This window comes from Streptomyces sp. NPDC002958 (genome assembly GCF_055563255.1).
This window is the reverse complement of record NZ_JBVHDS010000009.1, coordinates 53,042-75,248: the sequence shown is the minus strand read 5'-3', so window position 1 is coordinate 75,248 and position 22,207 is coordinate 53,042. Positions and strand designations below refer to the sequence as shown.

Annotated in this window: 20 protein-coding genes, 1 other RNA gene and 1 pseudogene; 4 read left to right on the top strand and 18 right to left on the bottom strand. The window is 69.7% G+C overall.

Annotation, left to right across the window (positions count from 1 at the left end; genetic code table 11):
* Positions 1-272: 272 nt before the first annotated feature.
* The 3 genes and pseudogenes from ACZ3IC_RS17970 to ACZ3IC_RS17960 all read right to left on the bottom strand — a co-directional run.
* A pseudogene (locus tag ACZ3IC_RS17970) lies at positions 273-895 on the bottom strand (family 20 glycosylhydrolase); the annotation flags it as partial.
* 192 nt (positions 896-1,087) lie between these two features.
* The gene (locus tag ACZ3IC_RS17965) at positions 1,088-1,381 is read right to left on the bottom strand and encodes a DUF3039 domain-containing protein (RefSeq protein ID WP_072484142.1); all 294 of its coding nucleotides are present in this window, start codon (positions 1,379-1,381) and stop codon (positions 1,088-1,090) included.
* Between the two features lie 30 nt (positions 1,382-1,411).
* Entirely contained in the window at positions 1,412-1,972 is a 561-nt protein-coding gene (locus ACZ3IC_RS17960) for a YqgE/AlgH family protein (protein ID WP_467417297.1), read from the bottom strand.
* A gap of 276 nt (positions 1,973-2,248) precedes the next feature.
* On the opposite strand from ACZ3IC_RS17960, the gene murA reads away from it, so the two are divergent.
* Complete coding sequence (gene murA, locus ACZ3IC_RS17955; RefSeq protein ID WP_467417296.1) at positions 2,249-3,589, top strand: UDP-N-acetylglucosamine 1-carboxyvinyltransferase; 1,341 nt, start codon at positions 2,249-2,251, stop codon at positions 3,587-3,589.
* 249 nt (positions 3,590-3,838) lie between these two features.
* Here murA and ACZ3IC_RS17950 read toward each other — a convergent pair whose 3' ends face one another.
* The 6 genes from ACZ3IC_RS17950 to ACZ3IC_RS17925 all read right to left on the bottom strand — a co-directional run bounded on the left by ACZ3IC_RS17950 (position 3,839) and on the right by ACZ3IC_RS17925 (position 11,181).
* Complete coding sequence (locus ACZ3IC_RS17950; protein WP_003968811.1) at positions 3,839-4,120, bottom strand: HU family DNA-binding protein; 282 nt, start codon at positions 4,118-4,120, stop codon at positions 3,839-3,841.
* A gap of 390 nt (positions 4,121-4,510) precedes the next feature.
* Positions 4,511-5,947: an NAD-dependent malic enzyme gene (locus ACZ3IC_RS17945; protein WP_467417294.1), complete on the bottom strand. Its 1,437-nt coding sequence runs from the start codon at positions 5,945-5,947 to the stop codon at positions 4,511-4,513.
* Between the two features lie 492 nt (positions 5,948-6,439).
* Positions 6,440-8,836, bottom strand: a complete 2,397-nt coding sequence (locus ACZ3IC_RS17940; protein WP_467417293.1) for a HelD family protein — start codon at positions 8,834-8,836, stop codon at positions 6,440-6,442.
* 103 nt (positions 8,837-8,939) lie between these two features.
* Entirely contained in the window at positions 8,940-9,884 is a 945-nt protein-coding gene (locus ACZ3IC_RS17935) for an anti-sigma factor family protein (RefSeq protein ID WP_467417291.1), read from the bottom strand.
* Complete coding sequence (locus ACZ3IC_RS17930) at positions 9,881-10,468, bottom strand: sigma-70 family RNA polymerase sigma factor (protein ID WP_467417289.1); 588 nt, start codon at positions 10,466-10,468, stop codon at positions 9,881-9,883. Before ACZ3IC_RS17930 ends, ACZ3IC_RS17935 begins: the two co-directional genes overlap by 4 nt.
* A gap of 89 nt (positions 10,469-10,557) precedes the next feature.
* Positions 10,558-11,181 carry a CGNR zinc finger domain-containing protein gene (locus ACZ3IC_RS17925; protein WP_467417287.1) on the bottom strand — a complete coding sequence of 208 codons (624 nt, stop codon included), beginning with the start codon at positions 11,179-11,181 and terminating at the stop codon, positions 10,558-10,560.
* 119 nt (positions 11,182-11,300) lie between these two features.
* Between ACZ3IC_RS17925 and ACZ3IC_RS17920 the strand changes: the two genes are divergently transcribed.
* Positions 11,301-11,855: a GNAT family N-acetyltransferase gene (locus tag ACZ3IC_RS17920; RefSeq protein WP_467417285.1), complete on the top strand. Its 555-nt coding sequence runs from the start codon at positions 11,301-11,303 to the stop codon at positions 11,853-11,855.
* A 98-nt stretch (positions 11,856-11,953) separates the two neighbouring features.
* Here ACZ3IC_RS17920 and ACZ3IC_RS17915 read toward each other — a convergent pair whose 3' ends face one another.
* The gene (locus ACZ3IC_RS17915; protein WP_467417283.1) at positions 11,954-12,517 is read right to left on the bottom strand and encodes a GNAT family N-acetyltransferase; all 564 of its coding nucleotides are present in this window, start codon (positions 12,515-12,517) and stop codon (positions 11,954-11,956) included.
* 69 nt (positions 12,518-12,586) lie between these two features.
* Positions 12,587-13,591: a LysR family transcriptional regulator gene (locus ACZ3IC_RS17910; protein ID WP_467417282.1), complete on the bottom strand. Its 1,005-nt coding sequence runs from the start codon at positions 13,589-13,591 to the stop codon at positions 12,587-12,589.
* An 84-nt stretch (positions 13,592-13,675) separates the two neighbouring features.
* On the opposite strand from ACZ3IC_RS17910, the gene ACZ3IC_RS17905 reads away from it, so the two are divergent.
* Complete coding sequence (locus tag ACZ3IC_RS17905) at positions 13,676-14,932, top strand: MFS transporter (RefSeq protein WP_467417280.1); 1,257 nt, start codon at positions 13,676-13,678, stop codon at positions 14,930-14,932.
* 63 nt (positions 14,933-14,995) lie between these two features.
* On the opposite strand, the gene ssrA is transcribed toward ACZ3IC_RS17905, so the two are convergent.
* The 5 genes from ssrA to ftsE all read right to left on the bottom strand — a co-directional run bounded on the left by ssrA (position 14,996) and on the right by ftsE (position 18,973).
* Positions 14,996-15,383, bottom strand: a transfer-messenger RNA (tmRNA) gene (ssrA, locus tag ACZ3IC_RS17900).
* Positions 15,384-15,581: 198 nt separating this feature from the next.
* Positions 15,582-16,070 carry an SsrA-binding protein SmpB gene (gene smpB / locus ACZ3IC_RS17895; RefSeq protein ID WP_467417279.1) on the bottom strand — a complete coding sequence of 163 codons (489 nt, stop codon included), beginning with the start codon at positions 16,068-16,070 and terminating at the stop codon, positions 15,582-15,584.
* An 18-nt stretch (positions 16,071-16,088) separates the two neighbouring features.
* Positions 16,089-17,276, bottom strand: a complete 1,188-nt coding sequence (locus ACZ3IC_RS17890) for a S41 family peptidase (protein ID WP_467417277.1) — start codon at positions 17,274-17,276, stop codon at positions 16,089-16,091.
* A gap of 66 nt (positions 17,277-17,342) precedes the next feature.
* The gene (ftsX, locus tag ACZ3IC_RS17885; RefSeq protein WP_467417275.1) at positions 17,343-18,260 is read right to left on the bottom strand and encodes a permease-like cell division protein FtsX; all 918 of its coding nucleotides are present in this window, start codon (positions 18,258-18,260) and stop codon (positions 17,343-17,345) included.
* A gap of 23 nt (positions 18,261-18,283) precedes the next feature.
* A complete protein-coding gene (ftsE, locus tag ACZ3IC_RS17880; RefSeq protein WP_376223124.1) occupies positions 18,284-18,973 on the bottom strand; it encodes a cell division ATP-binding protein FtsE in 690 nt (229 codons plus the stop codon).
* A gap of 269 nt (positions 18,974-19,242) precedes the next feature.
* Between ftsE and ACZ3IC_RS17875 the strand changes: the two genes are divergently transcribed.
* On the top strand, positions 19,243-19,443 hold the full coding sequence (locus tag ACZ3IC_RS17875) for a hypothetical protein (RefSeq protein WP_467417272.1): 201 nt from the start codon (positions 19,243-19,245) through the stop codon (positions 19,441-19,443).
* Between the two features lie 111 nt (positions 19,444-19,554).
* On the opposite strand, the gene ACZ3IC_RS17870 is transcribed toward ACZ3IC_RS17875, so the two are convergent.
* On the bottom strand, positions 19,555-20,511 hold the full coding sequence (locus ACZ3IC_RS17870) for an LPXTG cell wall anchor domain-containing protein (protein WP_467417271.1): 957 nt from the start codon (positions 20,509-20,511) through the stop codon (positions 19,555-19,557).
* A 404-nt stretch (positions 20,512-20,915) separates the two neighbouring features.
* Positions 20,916-22,022 (bottom strand): peptide chain release factor 2, encoded by a 1,107-nt coding sequence (gene prfB, locus ACZ3IC_RS17865; protein WP_467417270.1) that lies wholly within the window; start codon positions 22,020-22,022, stop codon positions 20,916-20,918.
* Between the last annotated feature and the right edge of the window lie 185 nt (positions 22,023-22,207).

Sequence of the window (22,207 nt, the reverse complement as noted above, 5' to 3'; positions counted from 1 at the left end):
CCGCGAAGGGTGTATCCGTCCTTGACCAGGGGGATGATCCCGATTCGCCCCGCTTCGACGCAGAGCGCGAATTGCCACTCTTCGGCGAGCCCTGTGCCGCTTGCTCCGTTCCGGTTGTTCCGATCCAAAGGCGGGGTGATGTTCTGGTTGTTCCGGCCCAAAGGCGGGGCGAGTTCCGGTTGTTCCGGTCCGGCGGGCGCCTCTCCGGAGAACGGTTGCCGACCGTCACGCTCCCCGGGAGTGTGACGGCCGGACCCGGAGTGCAGCCGGGATCACACGTTCGGGGGCGTTCCCTCAACAAGGCGTCCGAGGACGCCGGGGTGCTGCTGCCGGGGCAACGGCCCACTCGGCGGCCGGTAATCGACGCCGAGGGCGTCAAGCCGGGCGTAGTACGCGGTCATTCGGCGCTCGAAGTCGGCCAAGTCCCGGTCGACGGAGGAGGGCAGAGGCGACCACGCGACCGCCGCGACCGCCGCGAGGCGCGGGAAGATCTGGTAGTCGACGCGGACTTGGTTCCGCATGACCTCGGTCCAGACATTGGCCCGGGCGCTGAGGATGTGACGGGCCGCCTCCTCGGAAAGGCCCACCGGTACGGGTTCGAAGCGGTAGACGTCCTCCAGGGTGCGGATCATCCGATGGACATCGGTGCGTCGGCGCCGCCGTCCTGACGATGGTCCAGGTACACGTGCTGCTCCGGGCACATCGCGGCGTCGTGGCCGGCTTCGGCGGCCGCGATGCCTACCCCGTAACCCCGCCAGGACGTCACGGCTGCGCCCTCCGGGAGGCCGCCTTCGAGGATCTCGTCCCAGCCGATGAGCCGGCGCCCGCGTGCGGTGAGCCAGGTACCGAAGTGCCGGATGACCCAGGACTGCAGCTCGTCCTCGTCGGCCAAGCCGAATCGCTCGGCGGCGTGAGCGACGATCTCGCGGATGTCGTCCTACGCACAGGTGCGCACACAGACGCCGACAAGTGGTCTCAACCACTCTGTGACCCGGCGGTGCAGCCCTTGCAACGCAAAAGGCCCCCGGGGAGCGCATTCGACGCGCGCCCCGGGGCCCCGAAGCTGTGGTACCCGAACGGCTCCGGACTACTTCTTATCCTTGCCGCCCTTGCCCTTGTCCTTGTCGCCACCGGCGCCCATGGACTCGTAGATCTCCTTGCACATGGGGCAGACCGGGTACTTCTTCGGGTCGCGACCCGGTACCCAGACCTTCCCGCACAGTGCGACCACGGGGGTGCCCTCCAGGGCACTGGCCATGATCTTGTCCTTCTGGACGTAATGGGCGTAGCGCTCGTGGTCGCCGTCGCCGTTCGACACCTGTGGCGTCGGCTCTACGAGGGTGCCCGTACCTGCCCCGCGCTCGGGCTCAAGAGTGCTCATAACCGCCAAGGGTACTGAAAGTCCGGAGCATCAGTTCAGCGAAGGGTCGTCCGGATAGGTGGCGACCATCGCCAGTTCGCTGCGCTGGCGACGCAGGACCGCCCGCCAGAGGTGTTCCGGGCGGGGGGACGAGAGGTCTCCGGGCTCGGACTCGACGACGTACCAGGCACCCTCGTTCAGTTCCGTCTCCAGCTGTCCGGGGCCCCAGCCGGCGTACCCGGCGAAGATCCGCAGCGATCCGAGCGCCGCGGCCAGTAGCTCCGGCGGGGCTTCCAGGTCCACCAGGCCGATCGCCCCGTACACCCGGCGCCAGCCGAGCGGGCCCTCGTCGCCGGGGATGACGGCCACACCGAGCGCCGAGTCGAGCGAGACCGGGCCACCCTGGAAGACGACGTCGGGTTCGCCGGTCAGACCGGCCCAGGACATGAGGATGTCGCCGACGCCGACCGGGGTCGGGCGGTTCAGGACCACGCCGAGTGAGCCCTCCTCGTCGTGGTCGAGGAGCAGCACCACCGCGCGGTCGAAATTCGGGTCCGCGAGCGCAGGTGTGGCCACGAGCAGTCGCCCTGTGAGCGAGGACACCTCGGTCATGGCAGAAATGATCCCGCATCTTCGCTCTCCGCGGGGTCCAAGCGTGCCGCCCGGTCGCCGAGGAGGCCCGAGCGCAGCTCAGGGCGCACGGACGCACGGGGAGCGCATGGCCCGGAAGGCATTGCGGACGGTAACCCTCCGCAAGTGTCGGGGCGCAGAGCGTGTTGTGGCGGATTCATGACGTTCGTACACCCCCTGCTGCCTTACGGAAGGGGGGTAGCGGGCCATTACCCTTTCGTTTGGCCCCTTGACCGACCACTCCGGAACGCGAGATTCATGACCGGCACAGACGATGTCCTGCTTGTCCACGGCGGAACCCCGCTGGAGGGCGAGATCCGCGTCAGAGGCGCCAAGAACCTGGTACCGAAGGCGATGGTCGCCGCGCTGCTCGGCAGCGGGCCCAGCCGACTGCGCAATGTGCCCGACATCCGCGATGTGCGGGTGGTGCGGGGGCTGCTGCAACTGCACGGTGTGACGGTCCGGCCCGGCGACGAACCGGGCGAGCTGATCCTGGACCCGACCCATGTCGAGAGCGCCAACGTCGCCGACATCGATGCCCACGCGGGCTCGTCGCGCATCCCGATCCTCTTCTGCGGCCCGCTGCTGCACCGGCTGGGCCACGCGTTCATTCCGGGGCTCGGCGGCTGTGACATCGGCGGTCGGCCGATCGACTTCCACTTCGACGTGCTGCGGCAGTTCGGCGCGACCATCGAGAAGCGGGCGGACGGCCAGTATCTGGAGGCCCCTCAGCGGCTGCGCGGCACGAAGATCCGGCTGCCCTACCCGTCGGTGGGCTCCACCGAGCAGGTGCTGCTGACGGCCGTGCTCGCCGAAGGTGTCACCGAGCTGTCCAACGCGGCCGTGGAACCGGAGATCGAGGACCTCATCTGCGTACTGCAGAAGATGGGCGCGATCATCTCGATGGACACCGACCGGACGATCCGGATCACGGGTGTCGACCGGCTGGACGGTTATACGCACCGGGCGCTCCCGGACCGCCTGGAGGCGGCCTCCTGGGCGTCCGCGGCGCTGGCCACCGAGGGCAACATCTACGTACGGGGCGCGCAGCAGCGCTCGATGATGACGTTCCTGAACACGTTCCGGCGGGTCGGCGGCGCGTTCGAGATCGACGACGAGGGCATCCGCTTCTGGCACCCGGGCGGCGCGCTGAACGCCATCGCCCTGGAGACGGACGTGCACCCCGGTTTCCAGACCGACTGGCAGCAGCCGCTGGTCGTGGCCCTGACGCAGGCCTCGGGCCTGTCCATTGTCCATGAGACGGTGTACGAGTCCCGGCTCGGCTTCACCTCCGCGCTCAACCAGATGGGTGCGCACATCCAGCTCTACCGCGAGTGCCTGGGCGGCTCCGACTGCCGCTTCGGCCAGCGCAACTTCCTGCACTCGGCGGTCGTGTCCGGGCCGACGAAACTGCAGGGCGCGGATCTGGTCATCCCGGACCTGCGCGGCGGTTTCTCGTACCTCATCGCCGCACTGGCGGCGCAGGGCACGTCGCGGGTGCACGGCATCGACCTGATCAACCGCGGCTACGAGAACTTCATGGAGAAGCTGGAGAAGCTGGGCGCGAAGGTGGAGCTGCCGGGCGGCGCGCTGGTCTGAGGCGGGGCGCCGGTCCGAGGCGGGGCGCCGGTCCGGGGCACGGCGCCCGTCCGAAGCACTGCGCCGGACGGTTGCTGACGGGGGTTCGGGGCGCTGCCCCGGGCCCCCGTTCCGCGTTCGCGGGAGGAGCCGGGTTTGTGCCCCCTGGTCCACGATGGCGGCAGAGGCACAGAATGGGCCCTCTCGGGCCGGTACACGGAAGGGCGGTCACCCTGGTCGGGTGACCGCCCTTCGTCGCGCCTATGGGGCTTACTTGCCCTTGGCGGCTTCCTTGAGCTTGGAGCCCGCGGAGACCTTCACGCTGTAGCCGGCCGGGATGTTGATCGGGTCGCCGGTCTGCGGGTTACGAGCGGTGCGAGCGGCACGGTGGGTGCGCTCGAAGGTCAGGAAGCCGGGGATGGTGACCTTCTCGTCGCCCTTGGCGACGATCTCACCGACGGTCTCGGCGAGCGCGGCCAGCACGGCGTCGGCGTCCTTGCGAGTCACCTCGGCGCGGTCGGCCAGGGCGGCCACCAGCTCACTGCGGTTCATGTTGTTACTCCCGTGTTCTTCTTGCCTGTGAGGCGTGAGATCGAAGCCGATGCTGCCAGGGCCCTCGGACAGTCCCCGGACCCGGGTCTGTCGTCAGACCCTCGCGCCCGATTACGCATCCTGCCCCCACCTGCGGCGGGAAAGCCAATCCGGCACCCTCCGGAGTCACACGGAAAGCACCACTGCCTCGTCGTGGTGACATTCCGTCGACTCCCCGAAAGCGGTCCGCAGCGGATGCGGGGCTCTGCGGGACGCGCCGCCCGCCCACCCTAAAGGGGCGTTTGGGGCGCCGCGACCCGCGACGCGCCGTAGCTCGGGCCGACGTGGGGGCACCACGGCCGTGGGCGACGCCGGCAGGGGCCGTGGCGGGTCGCTGTCAGCGGGTGGGGTTCAGTCGAGGTCGCCCGCGCCCGTCACAGCACCGCCGACCGCCCTCGCGGCATCCCGTACGGCACCGGCGACGGCCCCCGCGACCTTGTCGTTGAAGACCGACGGGATGATGTAGTTCGCGTTCACCTCGTCCTCGGCGACGACATCGGCGAGGGCGCGCGCCGCGGCCAGCATCATCTCCGTGTTGACAGTGCGGGACTGGGCGTCCAGCAGACCGCGGAAGACACCCGGGAACACCAGCACGTTGTTGATCTGGTTCGGGAAGTCGGAGCGGCCGGTGGCGACAACTGCCGCCGTCTGGCGAGCGATTGCCGGGTCCACCTCGGGGTCCGGGTTCGCGAGCGCGAACACGATCGCGCCGTCGGCCATGGCGGCGACGTCGTCGCCGTCCAGCACGTTCGGGGCGGAGACGCCGATGAAGACATCGGCGCCCACGACGGCCTGCTTGAGGGTGCCGGTGATGGACTCGGGGTTGGTGTTGTCGGCGATCCAGCGGAGCGGCGAGTCGGCGTCGGCGGAGACCAGATCCTCGCGGCCCGCGTGCACCACGCCGTGGATGTCGGCGACGACGGCGTGCTTGACGCCCGCGGCAATGAGGAGCTTGAGGATGGCCGTACCAGCCGCTCCGGCGCCGGACATGACGACCCGTACATCCCCGATTCCCTTGCCCACCACGCGCAGTGCGTTGGTCAGTGCGGCCAGAACCACGATCGCGGTGCCGTGCTGGTCGTCGTGGAAGACGGGGATGTCCAGGGCCTCGCGCAGCCGCGCCTCGATCTCGAAGCAGCGGGGTGCGGAAATGTCCTCCAGGTTGATGCCCGCGAAGCCGGGGGCGATCGCCTTGACGATCTCGACGATGGCCTCGGTGTCCTGGGTGTCCAGGCAGATCGGCCAGGCGTCGATGCCGGCGAACCGCTTGAAGAGGGCCGCCTTGCCCTCCATCACCGGCAGGGCGGCCATCGGGCCGATGTTGCCGAGGCCGAGTACGGCGGAGCCGTCCGTCACAACTGCGACGGAGTTGCGCTTGATAGTGAGGCGGCGGGCGTCCTCGGGGTTCTCGGCGATCGCCATGCAGACCCGGGCCACACCCGGGGTGTAGATCATCGAGAGGTCGTCACGGTTGCGGATGGGGTGCTTGGACGCCATCTCGATCTTGCCGCCGAGGTGCATCAGGAACGTACGGTCGGAGACCTTGCCCAGCACGACGCCCTCGATGCCGCGCAGGTTCTCGACGATCTCGTCCGCGTGCGAGGTGGAGCTGGCTGCGATGGTGACGTCGATCCGCAGCTTCTCGTGGCCGGAGGCGGTCACATCGAGGCCGGTGACCGAACCGCCGGAGGACTCCACGGCCGTGGTGAGCTGGGAGACCGATGTGCCGCTCGCGGGCACCTCCAGCCTGACCGTCATCGAGTACGAGACGCTGGGCGCCGTTGCCATGGCCGAGTCCTTCGCTTTCCTTAGCTTCATTGCTGCGCGACCGGGGCGCTCACCTCGGACACGCTTCCCGATCGTCGCACCTACTGACTGGTAGCCGGTAATGACTGCCACATTTCGGAACGCGCTTTCCACCATAAGAGAGATGACCGCTTCAGTGGAGCCCCAACTGCTCCGGACCGGGCCGGATACAACCAGGTGCATGAAGCAGCCGCGGATGCGTAGAGCGGCCAGGTGCGTAAAGCAGCCCGGGGCGTAAACAAGAACAGACCTGCGCCGCCGGAAGGTGACGCAGGTCTGTCTTCTTTGCTCAAGCAGCACCGACCCGCCATGCTCGCCTCGCGGCAAGTGGTCGCTCGAAGCGACGAAGGTTGGGCCCGGGGGCTTGGATCGAGCCGGTGCCGACACCAGGCTAACAAAGACCCCGGAGAAGTGATTCCCCCAGCGCAGGCCGGTTCAGAAATCCGTCCGCCCGGCGGGGCTCTGCTCCTTGCCTCAGTCCCTCAGCAGGTCCGGGACGCCGTCCTCGTCGGGCAGGTCACGCTCCCCCGAGACCACCGTGAGCTGCTGCGTCGCACGCGTCAGCGCCACGTAGAGCACCCGCAGACCGGCCGGGGACTCGTCCGCGATCTCCGCGGGCGAGACGACCACCGTGGCGTCGTACTCCAGGCCCTTCGCCTCCAGGCTGCCCAGCGCCACCACCCGCTCGCCGAGCTCGGCGAGCCAGTTGCGGGCCTGCGCCCGGCGGTTCATCGCGACGACCACACCCACCGTGCCGTCCACCTCGGCCAGCAGCCGCCGCGCCTCCTCACGCACCGAAGCAGCCAGATCGCCGTCCCGTACGGTCTCGAAGCGCGGCTTCACACCCGTGGAGCGGACCGCGGCCGGTGACTCCATTCCGGGCATCGCGAGCGCCAGGACCTTCGAGGCCAGCTCGGCGATCTCCGCCGGGTTGCGGTAGTTGACCGTGAGGGTGAAGCGGCGGCGCGGCCGGTTGCCGAGCGCCTCGTCGCGCGCCCGGGCCGCCTCGTCCGGATCGGACCAGGAGGACTGCGCCGGGTCTCCGACGATCGTCCAGGTGGCGTGCCGGCCGCGGCGGCCGACCATGCGCCACTGCATGGGTGTGAGGTCCTGCGCCTCGTCGACGATGACATGCGCGTACTCCGTACGCTCCGCGGCCAGCCGCTCGGCCCGCTCGCGCTGGGTCTCCTCGCGCTGCGGCATCAGCTCCTCCAGACCGGAGAGCTGGTCCAGCGGGTCGAGCTCGCGCTTCTTCTTCGGCCGGTACGGCGTGCCGAGCAGCGTCTGCAGCTCGTCGAGGATCGCCACGTCGTGCACGGAGAGCGGCCCGTTCCCCTCGCTGTCGAGCCGCTTCAGCGAACGGGCGAAGCGGCGCACCTCGCCCTGGTTGAGGACCCGGCGCGCCCAGCGGCCGAGCCGCTTCTCGTCGGCCATCGCGGCAAGCACACCGCGGGGGGTGAGCTCGGGCCACCAGGCGTTCAGGAAGTCGAGGAAGGGCGTCTCGGTGGAGACGTCCTCGTCGAAGGAGGAACGCAGTTCGGCGGCCAGCTCGGGGTCGGTGTAGCGGCCCCGGCCGGAGGACTTGTTCCACAGGGCGTCCAGGAGCAGTCTGCGGGCGCGCGGGCGGAGCAGGTTGACCGGGGCGGTGCCGCCGAGGACGGACTGCCGGATGCGGTGCAGCTCGTCGGCGTTCAGCTCGACACGGGCGCCGAAGGCGACGACCCGCAGCCGGGTCGGGGTGGCCGGGGCCTCGTCGGCCCCGTCGGCCTCGTCGGCTGCTTCGCCGAAGGACAGCTGGCCGTGCCGGTCCTGCCCCCTGCGGGGGGTGCCGGGCTGCTCCAGCGCGCCGCGGGCCGCCTTGCGCAGCACCTGGAGCATCCGGGAGGAGCCCTTGATCCGGGCGACGGCGGGTTCGTCGTACGTGGTGGCGCCCTCGACGCCGGCCGCCTCGTCGGAGAGCGAGCCGACCGCGCGGATCGCGACCTGCCCCTCCTCGCCCAGCGAGGGCAGCACGCCTTCGGTGTACGCGACCAGGAGTGGGGTCGGCGAGACGACGAGGATGCCGCCCGCGTAACGCCGCCGGTCCTGGTAGAGCAGGTACGCGGCGCGGTGCAGGGCCACGGCGGTCTTGCCGGTGCCGGGGCCGCCGGAGACCTCCGTGACGGAGGCGGCGGGGGCCCGGATCACCAGGTCCTGTTCGGCCTGGATGGAGGAGACGATGTCCCGCATGGTGTGGCTGCGGGCCTGGCCGAGCGCCGCCATCAGGGCACCGTCGCCGATGACGGGAAGCTTGTCGCCGCCCAGGTACGCGGTCAGCTCGGGGCGCATCAGGTCGTCCTCGACCCCGAGGACCTTGCGGCCCTTGGAACGGATGACCCGGCGACGTACCACCCTGCCCGGTTCCTTCGGCGTCGACCGGTAGAACGGTGCGGCGGCCGGTGCGCGCCAGTCGATGACCAGCGGCGCGTAGTCGGCGTCGAGGACCCCGATCCGGCCGATGTGCAGCGTCTCCGCGATATCGGCCGAATCGTCGTCGCGTACGGCGTCGTCGGCCGGTTCGACGGAGGTGTACGCGCCGTCCGGGCCGCGTTCGCCGTCCTTGCCGAGCAGCAGATCGATCCTTCCGAAGAGGAAGTCCTCGAACTCGCTGTTCAGCCGGTTGAGGTGGATTCCGGCCCGGAACACCTGGGCGTCGCGCTCGGCAAGCGCTCCCGGGGTGCCGACCTGGCCGCGCTTGACGGCGTCACTCATGAGAAATTCCGCCTCGTGGATCTTCTCTTCGAGGCGGTGATAAACACGGTCGAGATGTTTCTGCTCGACACCGATTTCCCGGTCCCGCATCGAATCGACAGCGGAATCCTGCGCGGCCACCGAGGCCCCCTTCTGACGTGCATTGGGCAGCCGTCAACCCTATGCGAAGGGGGGCCCGCCGCGCACCTGCCGCGCGTATCGAAACGGCGCGGCGGGGTCTCGATCAGGCATCGACCTCCACCAGACGCTTGCCGTCGAACGTACGTACCTCGAAATGGTCGATGTCGCCGCGGGCCATGGCCGTGCCGCCGTGGACGTAGAGCGGGTACTTCCCGCTCGGGTACGGGGAGCCCTCGATGCCGTATCCCCACTTCGGTACGGACCAGGAGGTGACGACCTCCTCCTCACCGGTCTTCGACACGGCGATCAGGCTGCATTTCTCGGGGCCCGTGACGTTCTTGAGCTCCAGCACGGTGTGGGTGCCCCAGGCCTTCTTCTCCATGCCGATGGTGGCGTCGACATCGGTGGTGGGGTCGGTGGCCCCTACCTTCTCCGTCATGCGGCGGAAGAAGGCACCCTCGTCGGCGGGGCTGGTGGGGTGCGGGTCGGCCGCCTGCGCCGAGGTGCCGTCGTTGCCGGTCGCCAGGACCGCGACCGCCGGACCGCCGATGATCAGCGCCGCTGCCGCCGCCACCAGATACAAGGAGCGGCGCCTGCGCCGGGCCCGCTTGGCCGCCACCTCGTCGATCAGCCGGTCGAGCATGCGGGGCTCGGGTGGCTGCGGGACGTGCGGGACGGGGCGGGCGCCCGGTACGGCGGCCGGGGCCTCGGAAAGCATCGCGAGCATGGGTTCCAGGCCGGCGAACTCGTCGAGATGGGCGGCGCACAGGTCGCAGTCGGCCAGATGCGCTTCGAAGGCGGACGCCTCCGTGTCGTCCAGAGCACCGAGGAGATACGCTCCGACGGCGTCGTGTCCGGGGCCCGCGACGGCTCCGTCCGGGGCGGTGCCGCCGGGGCTGCCGGGTCCACCGAGGCCACCGAGTCCGCCTGGGCTGCGGGGGCCGCTGGGGTTGCCGGGGTCTCGGGGGGCAGAGGGGCCGCCGGGGTTTCGGGGGCCGGAGGGGCGGGTCGGCCGCAGCCCGAAAGGCTCCCACTCGTGGTCGCTCATGCCGTGATCCCCCTCTCTTCGAGTGCGAGCTTCATCGAACGCAGTGCGTAAAAGACCCGGGACCGTACCGTCCCGCTGGGTATGCCCAGGGCTTCGGCGGCCTCATTGACCGTACGGCCCTTGAAGTAGGTCTCGACCAACGCTTCCCGGTGGGCAGGGGTCAAATCGTCGAGCGCGTCCGAGAGCGTCATCAGCCACAGCGCCTTGTCCATCTCGTCCTCCGCGGGAATGACCTCCAGCGGCGACGGATCGACCTCGTGCGGCCGGGCCTGCCGGCTGCGGTGGCCGTCGATGACGATGCGCCGGGCGACCGTCACCAACCAGGGGCGGACGGAGCCGGTCGCCCGGTTGAGCCGGCCGGCGTTCTTCCAGGCACGGATGAGCGTTTCCTGCACCACGTCCTCGGCGCGCTGTCGATCGCCGGCGACGAGGCGGAGCACGTACGCGAGCAGAGGTCCGGCGTGTTCGCGGTAGAGCGCCCGCATCAGCTCCTCGTCGGGGACGGCGGAGGCGGACGGGGGCGGCTCACTGCGATGTCGAGCCCTGCGCGGACGGTCATCGGCCACCGGCGCATCCTTGCGCACCCGAACCTCCCGGTCGAGACCCTGTAGAGCTCCTAAGCCATTGAATACGGGGGAGGACCGCGAACCATTCAAACCGTTTTCAAGATTTTTTACGGCGTTCCCCGCGGCGCGCCCGCGTCCGTGACCGCCACGGCTGCCGCCCTGCGCCGGTGCCGGGCCACCCGCTCCCGGTTCCCGCACACCTCGCTGGAGCACCAGCGGCGTCGGCGTCCGCGCGAGGTGTCCAGGTAGATCCGGCGGCAGTTGTCGGCCTCGCAGCGACGCAGGCCGGCCCGCGCCACCGGGTCGGTCAAGAGCTCCACGGCGTCGCGGGCGACGGCGGCCAGCAGCGCCCCGCATTCGGGATCGGCGCTCAGGGCCCGTACCAGCGTGCCGCTCCTGCCGCGTACGGCCCGCAGGCCCGGTGGTGCGGCTGCGGCGAGCGCGTTGATCCGTTCCAGGGCGCTCTCGGCTCTGCGGCCGCAGAGTTCGGCGGTCAGCAGGCGGTCGACCCCGGCCCTCAACTGCCGGAAGCGCACCACCCAGGTGTCGTCCACGGCGTCGAGGCGGGTGCCGCTCGGTACGAGTCCGGCGGCCACCAGCCAGTCGGCGAGCCGCTCGGCGCCGCCGAGCAGTTCGCATGCGCCGAAGGTGCCGATGCCTGTGGCCACCAGGTCCAGGCAGGGGCGCCCTGAGTCGAACCGCCAGTCGTACGAGCTCTTGCTCGCCGCCATGCGCATGTCACCGCCTCGGGTCTCCGGTGGAGGTCTCCCCCAGAGTGCCCCTCGGGGGGCCACCCCGGAACCCCCACTGCCATGCGGGCCGGTGAACGCGGGGCCCGTACGGTGTCCTGATGGACAACGATCTCCGCACCGCCACCCTGACGGCCGGTCCGCTGCTGCTCCGGCCGTGGCTGCCCGACGACATACCGGCCCTGATCGAGGCGTACCGCGATCCTGCGATGCTCGCCATGCTGCTCATGCTGGTTACGGACGAGGCGGAGGCACAGCACTGGCTGCGGGTGCAGGAGGAGGGCCGGGAATCCGGCAGCCGCTTCAGCTTCGCGGTGGTCGATCGCGATCTCGGTGGCGAGCCGGTCGGCAATGTGGTGCTGAAGTACCCCGCACCGGGCTCCGGCAGCGCGGAGGTCGGCTACTGGACGGCGGCGCGAGCGCGCGGCCGCGGAATCGCACCGCAGGCGCTCGGGGCGCTCACCGACTGGGCGTTCGAGGCGTTCGCCGGGGACGGGCTCATGCAGCTGGACCTGTTGCATCAGGTGAACAACGACGCGTCCTGCCGAGTCGCGGAGAAGAGCGGTTACGGCTTCGCGGAGATTCTTCCGGCGCGACCGCCGTGGCCGCTGGACGGGCACCGGCATGTGCGGGTGCGTGCCGGGGGCGTCCAGTAACCGCCTCTGTCCTCAATCACCGGGCGGTCTCATTTTTTGACACCCGCCCGGTGAAATCACGCCCGTTCGGCGATGGAAAGCACCCCCGGAGACGTCCCTCACCCCGTCAACGGCCCGTCGTGCAGGATCCGCTGGAACAGCCGGGCGTCACGCCACTCGCCGTTGATGTGAAGGTAGTTCGGGGCCATGCCGTACTGCTCGAAGCCGCACTTGGCGAGCACCCGCTGCGACGCCACGTTGTCCACCACCGTTCCCGCCTCGACCCGGTGCAGGCGCAGCTCGTCCCTGGCTATCTCGCAGACCCGTTCCGCGGCAGCCGTGGCCAGGCCGCGGCCCGCGTACTCGACACCGACCCAGTAACCGAGAATTCCGCTGCGGAACGGCCCGAGCACAATGCCGTTGAGGTTGAACGCGCCCATCACACGGCCCTGTTCATCGGCGAGCACCCACGGCATCACCCGCCCCGCGTCGCGGTCCGCGAGCATTCCGGCCAGGCGTTCCCGCTGCCCCTGCTCGGTGTAGAAGGTGTCGGGCCGCACCGGCTCCCAGGGCTGCATGTACGCGCGGCTGCGGGTCAGCGCCACGGCGAGGGAAGCGGCGTCGGCAGGGGTGACGGGACGGAGTCGTACCTCCGCATCGAGCCGGTGGATGTCATTGATCATCCCGGCACGCTATCGTCCGAGCCTTCCGGTGCGCTCGGCTGCGCGGTCAGCTCGGAGAGCTGCCGCCGATCAGGCGGATTTCCGCATGAGGGATGCATCGACCTCGGGCAGCCAACTTCCATCGGGCCGCACCATCCAGCCCTCCACGGACCCCAGTTGAGCTACGGCTTTGCGCAATGCGTCCAGGCCGGGGTGGCGCAGCCCCTTGCGCCAGACCATCAGGAGCGGGGAGAGCGGTACGGGCCGGACCAGCGGACGCAACACGGTGCCCGGCATCGGAGGGAAGTCGACCACGCACAGAACCGGGTACCGCGGCGACTTGGCCATGACCCGCTGAAATTCGGCCACGCCGATCGCAAGAGGGACGGGTGGCGCCAGCTCGATGCCCCGCTCGGCGAAGAGCAGCCGGGCGAGGTCCGTCCATTCCTCGGTGCGCGGGTTCCCGGCACCCGCGTAGACGGTCTCGCCGGCCAGGTCGTCCAGCGCGACGGCCTCGTGCGCGGCGAGGGGGTGATCGTCGGGGAACAGAATGGCCATCGGCTCGTACCGCACCGGCTGCACACCGAGCCGTGCTCGCACCGCGGGGTCGAGTCCGGCGGCGCGGCCGAAGGAGACATCGAGCCGCCCTGCGAGGATCTCGCCCGCGGCCCAGGTGAGTCCGCTCTCGAAGCGCGCCATCAGCTCGCACGCCGGAGCCAGCTCCCGTGCGCGGGCCAGTACGCGGGCGGCCGTCATGCCGTCGGTGTTGAGGTCGACGAAGAGCGGCCGGGCCGCGGGATCGGCGAAGGCTGCCTCAAGATCGGCGTGCGCCTCCAGCACCCGCCGGGCGTGCGGGAGGAGCCGCTCGCCGTCGACGGTGAGGGCGACTTGCCGGGTGGTGCGTACGAACAGTTCCGCGCCCAGCTCGCGCTCCAGTCGGCGGATGTCCCGGCTCAGTGCCTGCTGGGCGATGTAGAGCCGGGCGGCGGCGCGGGTGAAGTGCAGTTCCTCGGCGACGGCGACGAAGGCGCGGAGCAGCCGGGGGTCGGTATGGGTATGCGTCTGGTTGCCCGTATCGGCAGCGGAGGGGGCCACACCCAGGAATTTACAACACAGATGCGTTAATCGGTACGGAGAAGGTGTTGGACCCCGTGGGCCGTGCGCCCCGAGGGTTGATCCATGCCGTACGAGAGAACCCCGCGCACCGACCCCATACTCGCCGTCTCCGGGGACCTGCTGGTCATAGCCCCGCGCTCCGCCGCCGCGAGGCCGGCGCCCACCAACCCGTACCGTCGGCTGCTCGCCGCCCCGGGTACCCGCGCCTTCACCGCGGGCAATCTCCTCGCCCGCCTCCCCATGGGCATGTTCAGCGTCAGCGCGGTGATCATGATCGCCGGTTCGCGCGGCTCGTACGCCCTGGCCGGCGCCGTCACCGCGACCGGCCTCGCCGCGACGGCGGTGGTCGCGCCCTGGACGGCCCGGCTTGTCGACCGGTACGGACAGGCCAGGGTCGCCGTGCCCGCCACCGCGATCGCCGCGCTCGGATCGCTCGCCCTGCTGCTCTGCGTGCACTACGACGCCCCGGCCTGGACGCTCTTCGCCTCCTACGCCGCGACCGCCACCACCCCCAACACCGGCGGGATGTCCCGGGCCCGCTGGGCCCATCTGCACCGCGGCGATCCGGCCGCCCTGCACACCGCGAACTCTTTCGAACAGGCCGCCGACGAACTCTGCTTCATGCTCGGCCCGGCCCTCGCCGCCCTGCTGTGCGCGGCGCTCTTCCCGGAGGCCGGAACGCTTGTCGGGGCGGTCCTGCTGATGACCGGCGTGCTGCTCTTCGCCGCCCAGCGCGCCACCGAACCGCCGGTGGCACCCCGCACCCACGCGGGCTCCCCCCTCCGCACCCCGGGCATGCCGGCGCTGCTCGCCGCCTTCCTCGCCACAGGAGCGGTCTTCGGCGCGATGGAGATCGTCACGATCGCCCATGCCGGGGGCGCGATCCTGGCCCTCCAGGCTGCCGGATCGTGTGTGGCGGGGCTGCTGTACGGATCGCTGCGCCCGGCCACGGACATCCGGCGCCGACTACTGGGCTGCCTGGCGGGAATGACGGCACTGATGTCCCTGCCGCTGCTCGCCGCCTCCTCGACCGAATCGCTGCTCGCCCTCGCGGGCGCACTGCTGCTGGCCGGTGCGGCGACGGCCCCGACGATGGTCACCGGCATGACGCTGGTGCAACGCCTCACCCCCGAGGGTCAGTTGAACGAGGGCATGACTCTCGCCGTGACTGCGCTGCTGGGCGGGATCGCCGCAGGTTCGGCGACCGGCGGCTGGATGGTGGAGCACATGGGGCAGGTGACGGGCTATGTCGTACCGGTGTGCGCGGCAGGGCTGGCACTGGTCGTCGCGGCAGCCGGGGTCCGGGTGCGCCGGAGCTGATGCCCGGTGCAAAAACGAGAACCCCGTTGCCAGTGGGCAACGGGGTCCTCGTTCACATGGGAATTGTGGAGATGGCGGGAATCGAACCCGCGTCCAACGGTGCAGAACCAGGGCTTCTCCGAGTGCAGTCCGCTGCGCTTTTCTCGGCCCCGGCAGTCACGCGGACAAGCCGCCGACGGGCCCAGCCACTGTTTGATTTCCTTCTGGGCCCCGTGGCCGGGTCCAGAAGTTTAGATCCCTTGATGATGTCAGGATCCGGGTCGGGATCAACCCCGGGCTGACACTCCGCAGAGTCTTCGCTCAGCTGCTAATTAGGCAGCGAGGGCGAAGGCGGAGGAATCGCGCTTGGAATTGGCGATTATTGGTTGCGACATATGGTTTACGAGATCATTGCCGCTTCCTCGACTCGCTTCCCCTGCTTCGACATCCGCTGTCGAAACCGATCATCCCCATGTTGTGTTTTCAATGCGTGCACCCGCTGTGAGGTGCAGTGCCATCGTACGTGACCAACGCACGACGATGCCAGCCTATTCCTGCCGACCCGCCCGTGAGCTTCCCGGCCGCGCCCGTGAACTGCCCGGCCGCGCCCGTACGCTGCCCGGCCGCGCACCCGCGTATGCCCGGCCACACACCCGCGTACCCTTCCCGGCTACGCGCTGCGCTGGCGACGGCGCGCCGCCGAGATCGCGCGGTTGGTCTCCCGCAGGTCCTGCTTCTCACGCAGGGTCTGCCGCTTGTCGTACTCCTTCTTGCCCTTGGCGAGCGCGATCTCGACCTTGACCCGGCTGTCCTTGAAGTACAGCGCGAGCGGCACGATCGTGTGGCCCGTCTCGCCTGCCTTCGACTCCAGCTTGTCGATCTCCGCCCGGTGCAGCAGCAGCTTGCGCTTGCGCTTGGCCGTGTGGTTGGTCCAGGTCCCCTGCACGTACTCGGGGATGTGGATGTTGTGCAGCCAGGCCTCGCCCCCGTCGATCTGGACGAAGCCGTCCACCAGGGAGGCCCGGCCCAGCCGCAGCGACTTGACCTCGGTACCCATGAGCACGAGACCGCACTCGTAGGTGTCGAGGATGTGGTAGTCGTGCCGCGCCTTCTTGTTCTGCGCGATGAGCTTGCGCCCTGTGTCCTTTTCCTTAGCCATAGTGCGGCCATTTTCGCACTACGACCCACCCCCGAGGCCACTCAATACCGTTTCGGCCCGCTGCTCGGCCCCGGAGCTGACCACGAGGTCCGGGGTGATGCCGCGGCCGTCGACACCGCGACCCGCCGGGGTGCGGTAGTGGCCGACGGTCAGCTCTGCCACCGAGCCGCCCGGAAGCTTGCTGGGCATCTGGACCGAACCCTTGCCGAAGGTGCGCGATCCGACGGTGACGGCGCGACCCCGGTCCTGGAGCGCGCCGGTGAGGAGCTCGGCGGCACTCATCGTGCCGCCGTCGACGAGGACGACCAGCGGCCGGACGGTGTCGCCGTCCGGCTGTGCGTAGAGGGCGCGCTGCTCGCCGTGCACGTCGTACGTGGCGACCAGGCCGCCGTCCAGGAAGGCGGAGGCGGCGGTGACGGCCTCGGTGACCAGACCGCCGGAGTTGCCGCGGAGATCGAGGAGCACCCCGGCGCCCGCCGGTGCGTCCCGGACCGCGTCGCGGACCTCGGCACCGGAACCCTTGGTGAACGAGTCGACCTCGATCAGTACAGCTGCGGAGGAATCGGAACGGTCCGGTCCGATCCGCCGGACGGTAACGGCCTCGGTGGTGAGCCTGGTCCGGCGCAGCGTCTCGGTCCGAAGGACGACGCCCCGCTGGACCCCCAGCACGACGGTGGTGCCCGCGGCCGCCTCCGTACGGTCTCCGCGCAGCAGGGAGACGACCTCGGCGACGGAGCGCTTGTCGACCCGGTGGCCGTCGATCGTACGGAGCAGATCACCCGGCTCGATGCCGGCCCGGTCGGCGGGGCCGCCGGGCTGGACCCGGGCCACCTCGACCAGCCCGTCCGCGGAGCGCTCGGCGGCGAGCCCGACACCGGTGTACGAGCCGTCGAGGGCCTGCTCGAACTCCTCGTACTGCCGCTCGTCGTACACCGCGCCCCAGCGGTCGCCACTGCGGCTGACGACCTCCTCGGCCGCCTCCTTACCGGACTTGCCGTCGGCGACGGCACGGGCGGCGGCTTCGGCCACCTCCTCGCCGTCGACGGTGGAGGCGACGGAACGGGTCGCTATGTCCGAGGACTTCGCGCCGCCGCGCGGCAGCGAGCCGGTGGCCGCCGCGGTGGCCAGCACAGTCACGAAGACCAACGTCAGGGCCGCCCCGCGGCGCACACCGCAGGGCCCGAAACATTGCGTGGGGCCCGACATGGCGACGAGTCTAGGACAACCCCCTGGGGCGCACGGCCGGTTGGCCGCGCGCCCCAGGGGGCGCTGTCACACCTTGAGGTACTTACGGAGCGCGAAGAGAGCGGCAACGGCGGGCATCAGCAGACCGATCGCCAGGACCAGGGGCAGCTTGGTGAAGACCGCGTCCCAGCCGATGAAGTCGATCAGATTCAGCTTGCTCTGGAGCGCCAGACCGCCGTCGATCAGGAAGTACCGGCCGGCCAGCAGCATCACACAGGCGAGCACACCGCCGATGAGACCGGCGAACGCGGCCTCCATGATGAACGGCATCTGGATGTAGAAGCCGGAGGCGCCGACGAGCCGCATGATGCCTGTTTCGCGCCGTCGGCTGAACGCGGACACCCGGACGGTGTTCACGATCAGCATCAGCGCAATGACCAGCATCAGCGCCATCACGAAGAGGGCGGCCACATTCATGCCGTTCATCAGTCCGAAGAGGTTGTCCAGCACGCCTCTTTGGTCCTGGACGGACTGCACCCCGTCACGGCCGGCGAAGGCGGTGGCGACGACCTTGTACTTCGTCGGGTCGTCGAGCTTGACCCGGAACGACTCCTGCATCTGGTCCGGCGTGATGTTGCTCGCCATGGGCGAGTCGCCGAACTGCTCCTGGTAGTGCTTGTACGCCTCGTCGGCCGACTCGTACGTGACCGTGTCGACGACCTCCATCTCGCGAAGGTCGGCCTCGATCAGCTTCTTCTGCTCGGCGGTGACAGCGCCCTTGGCGCACTTGGGCGTCGAGGTCACATCACTCTTGCTGCACAGGAAGATCGAGACGTTGACCTTGTCGTACCAGTAGTCCTTCATCGTGCTGACCTGCTCGCGCATGAGCAGCGCGCCGCCGAACAGGGCGAGCGAGAGGGCGACGGAGACGACGACGGCGAAGGTCATCGTGAGGTTGCGACGGAGGCCGACGCCGATCTCCGACAGGACGAACTGGGCGCGCATGGCGTCCTTTCAGTGCTCGATGCTCAGTGCTGGTAGCCGTAGACGCCGCGGGCCTGGTCGCGTACGAGACGGCCCTTCTCCAGCTCGATGACGCGCTTGCGCATCTGGTCGACGATGTTCTGGTCGTGGGTCGCCATGATCACTGTGGTGCCGGTCCGGTTGATCCGGTCCAGCAGCTTCATGATGCCGACGGAGGTCTGCGGGTCGAGGTTGCCGGTCGGCTCGTCCGCGATCAGCAGCATGGGACGGTTCACGAACGCCCGCGCGATCGCCACGCGCTGCTGCTCACCACCGGAGAGCTCACCGGGCATCCGGTCCTCCTTGCCGCCGAGGCCGACCAGGTCGAGAACCTGGGGCACCGCCTTGCGGATCTCACCGCGCGGCTTGCCGATGACCTCCTGCGCGAACGCCACGTTCTGCGCAACGGTCTTGTTGGGGAGAAGCCGGAAGTCCTGGAACACCGTGCCCAACTGGCGGCGCATGTGCGGCACCTTCCAGTTGGACATGCGCGCGAGGTCCTTGCCCAGGACGTGAACCATGCCCTGGCTGGCGCGCTCTTCGCGGAGGATGAGTCGCATGAAGGTGGACTTACCGGAGCCGGAGGAGCCCACCAGGAAGACGAACTCGCCCTTCTCGATATCGAGAGACACATCCCGTAGAGCGGGACGGCTCTGCTTCGGGTAGGTCTTGGAGACGTTGTCGAATCGGATCACGGATGCACCACGGTCGGCCGGGAGTAGGTGTGCGTGACCATACGCGAACCCGACTGACACGTGCAGGCGCGCGTCCGGCGATGGGCGATTTATGGCGGAACGGTACTGGCCGGAAGCATGCCCGAAGCGCTACGGAACGGGTGATGCCCGGCGGGCCGCGCCGAAATCCGCGCGAGCTGGCACAGTGGTAGGGGGAACGGTCGCGTTTCCATGAGCGTTGTGCGGAGAGAAAGCGCATGCGGCTCCGCCGCGCGGGAGGAGGAAAGCGCATGACCTATGACCGACTGGTGTGCGCAAACTGCGCGGCGCCCGTGAACGAGGGCCGTTGCCCCGTATGCCGGGCAAGCCGCGCGCGGCTGCAGCAGGAACAGGCGCAGGGAGTGTTCGCGGGGCTGAGCCCTGTGACGCTGGCGGCCCTGCTGGTGGTGCTCCTGGGCGCTCTGGCGCTGCTGGCGCACCAGACCGTGTAGCCGCGGGGGCCGTCCGTCCGCCCGCGAGAGCGCGTACGTGTACGCGGAGGGGCCCGGGATGCCGACTGGCGTCCCGGGCCCCTCTGTGCGTACGTGTACCGCAGGCGACCCTTAGGCGACCGTACGGCTGTTCATCAGGCGCGGCAGGATCCGGAAGCCGATGCCTCCGGCAATCATTGTCGCGGCGCCGAGCAGCAGGAACGTGGTCTCGGCCGCACCGGTCTCGGCGAGCTCGTCCTTGCCCTTGCTCTGCTCGACCGGCTGGTTGCCGGCCGAGTCGGGGGTGGTGTTGTCCGCGCACTTCGCGCCGTCGAGGTCGACGGTGCAGGTGTCGGTGTCGCCACCGGTGGCCGAGCCGGAGGAGCTGGATCCGCCGGACTGCTGGCCGCCGGAGCCGGAGCCGTTACCGCCCGTGGTCGAGCCGGAGGAGCCGGAGGAGCCGGAGGAGCCGGTACCGCCGGACTGCTGGCCACCGGAGCCGTTACCGCCCGTGGTCGAGTCGCCACCACCAGCAGCCGCGTCGCCACCACCAGCAGCCGCGTCGCCACCACCAGCAGCCGCGTCACCGCCACCCGCAGCCGCGTCGCCACCACCAGCAGCCGCGTCACCGCCACCCGCAGCCGCGTCACCGCCACCCGCAGCCGCGTCACCGCCACCCGCAGCCGCGTCACCGCCACCCGCAGCCGCGTCGCCACCACCGGCAGCCGCGTCGCCACCACCAGCGGCAGCGTCACCGCCACCCGCAGCCGCGTCACCACCACCCGCAGCCGCGTCACCGCCACCGGCAGCCGCGTCGCCACCACCGGAAACATCGCCACCACCGGAAACATCGGCACCGCCGGCAGCGTCACCGCCCTCGGAGGGGCCGTTGGAGCCGTCGTTCAGGCCACCGAGACCGGCGTCGAGATTCACACCGCTGTTGTCGACATCGGCCTTGGTCGACAGGCCGACAACGTTGACATCTATGCCGACGGCCGACGCCGCACCGGCAGCGGTGAGCGAGGCGCCCGCGGCGATCACCGCACCCGCGGCTATCCGCGCGACGCGTACTCGCGTCTTCTTGGTCATCTGCTGCTACCCCCAGTAGCTGTTCTCATCAGTGGAGCAGCCATATGCGGGCCCCGGCTCTGCGGGGTTTGCTCCGAACGGCGCCACATAGAGCCGTGGTCATACCGCCCGCCCCCGTTCGCATCCGTCCCAGACATACGCATGCTGCGTTAGCACCCTGTCCACAGTTAAGGACTACGTCAAGGCCGTTCCGTGCAATGTAAGCCGTTTTGCTCGCAGTTGACCGTCATTCAGAATCACGACTGTGACGCACTCACCACACCGCCTGCGTAACTCGGAACCCCAACTCCCTTTCCGGGCCGCCCCGTACCCGTTCCCGAAGAAAACGGCGGTGCCGGAAACCCCGCGGGGATTCCGGCACCGCCGTAGAAAAACAGGAACAGGAACAGGCTGCCGAGGCGCGCCTACTTCTCCCGCTGCTTGCGCCAGCGGATACCCGCCTCCAGGAAGCCGTCGATCTCGCCGTTGAAGACCGCTTCCGGGTTGCCCATCTCGAACTCCGTACGCAGGTCCTTGACCATCTGGTACGGGTGCAGGACGTACGACCGCATCTGGTTGCCCCAGGAGTTGCCGCCGTCGCCCTTGAGGGCGTCCATCTTGGCCTGCTCCTCCTGGCGGCGGCGCTCAAGGAGCTTCGCCTGGAGAACGTTCATCGCGGATGCCTTGTTCTGGATCTGCGAGCGCTCGTTCTGACAGGAGACGACGATGCCGGTCGGGAGGTGCGTCAGACGCACCGCGGAGTCCGTGGTGTTGACGCCCTGACCGCCGGGGCCCGACGAGCGGTACACGTCGACACGCAGTTCGGACTCGTCGATCTCGATGTGGTCGGTCTGTTCGACCACGGGCAGCACCTCGACACCCGCGAAGGACGTCTGGCGGCGGCCCTGGTTGTCGAAGGGCGAGATACGGACGAGCCGGTGGGTGCCCTGCTCGACGGAGAGCGTGCCGTAGGCGTACGGCACCTGGACGGCGAAGGTGGTCGACTTGATGCCGGCCTCTTCCGCGTACGACGTCTCGTAGACCTCGGTCTTGTAGCCGTGCCGCTCGGCCCAGCGGATGTACATGCGCTGGAGCTTCTCGGCGAAGTCGGCGGCGTCCACACCACCGGCCTCAGCCCGGATGTTGACCAGGGCCTCGCGGGAGTCGTACTCGCCGGAGAGGAGCGTACGGACCTCCATCTCGTCCAGCGCCTTCTTGACGGCCTCCAGCTCGGACCCGGCCTCGGCCAGGGCATCGGCGTCGCCCTCGTCCTCGGCGAGCTCGAAGAGGACCTCGAGATCATCGATCCGGCCGCGGAGGGCCTCGGTCTTGCGGACCTCGGCCTGGAGGTGCGAAAGCTTGCTGGTGATCTTCTGCGCCGCCTCCGGGTCGTCCCAGAGGGAAGGCGCGGCCGCCTGCTCCTCGAGCGCGGCGATGTCCGCCCTCAGCGCATCCAGGTCCAGGACGGCCTCGATCGACCCCATGGTCGAGGAGAGGGACTTCAGCTCTTCGGAAATATCGACGACTGCCACGGGTCCAGCGTAACGGCTGTCGGCACGGGCGTTCCTCGGGCCGCATGATCACGACTGAGTGACCGTGCGCGCGGCGCGTCCGCGGGCCGTACGGAGACGGGGTGCCCGAGGGTGTTCTCGGGCCCCGGAAGCCGTCAGGAGGGAGCCGTCGACGACCGTCTCACGCGGCCCCGCGACAGGGGGGA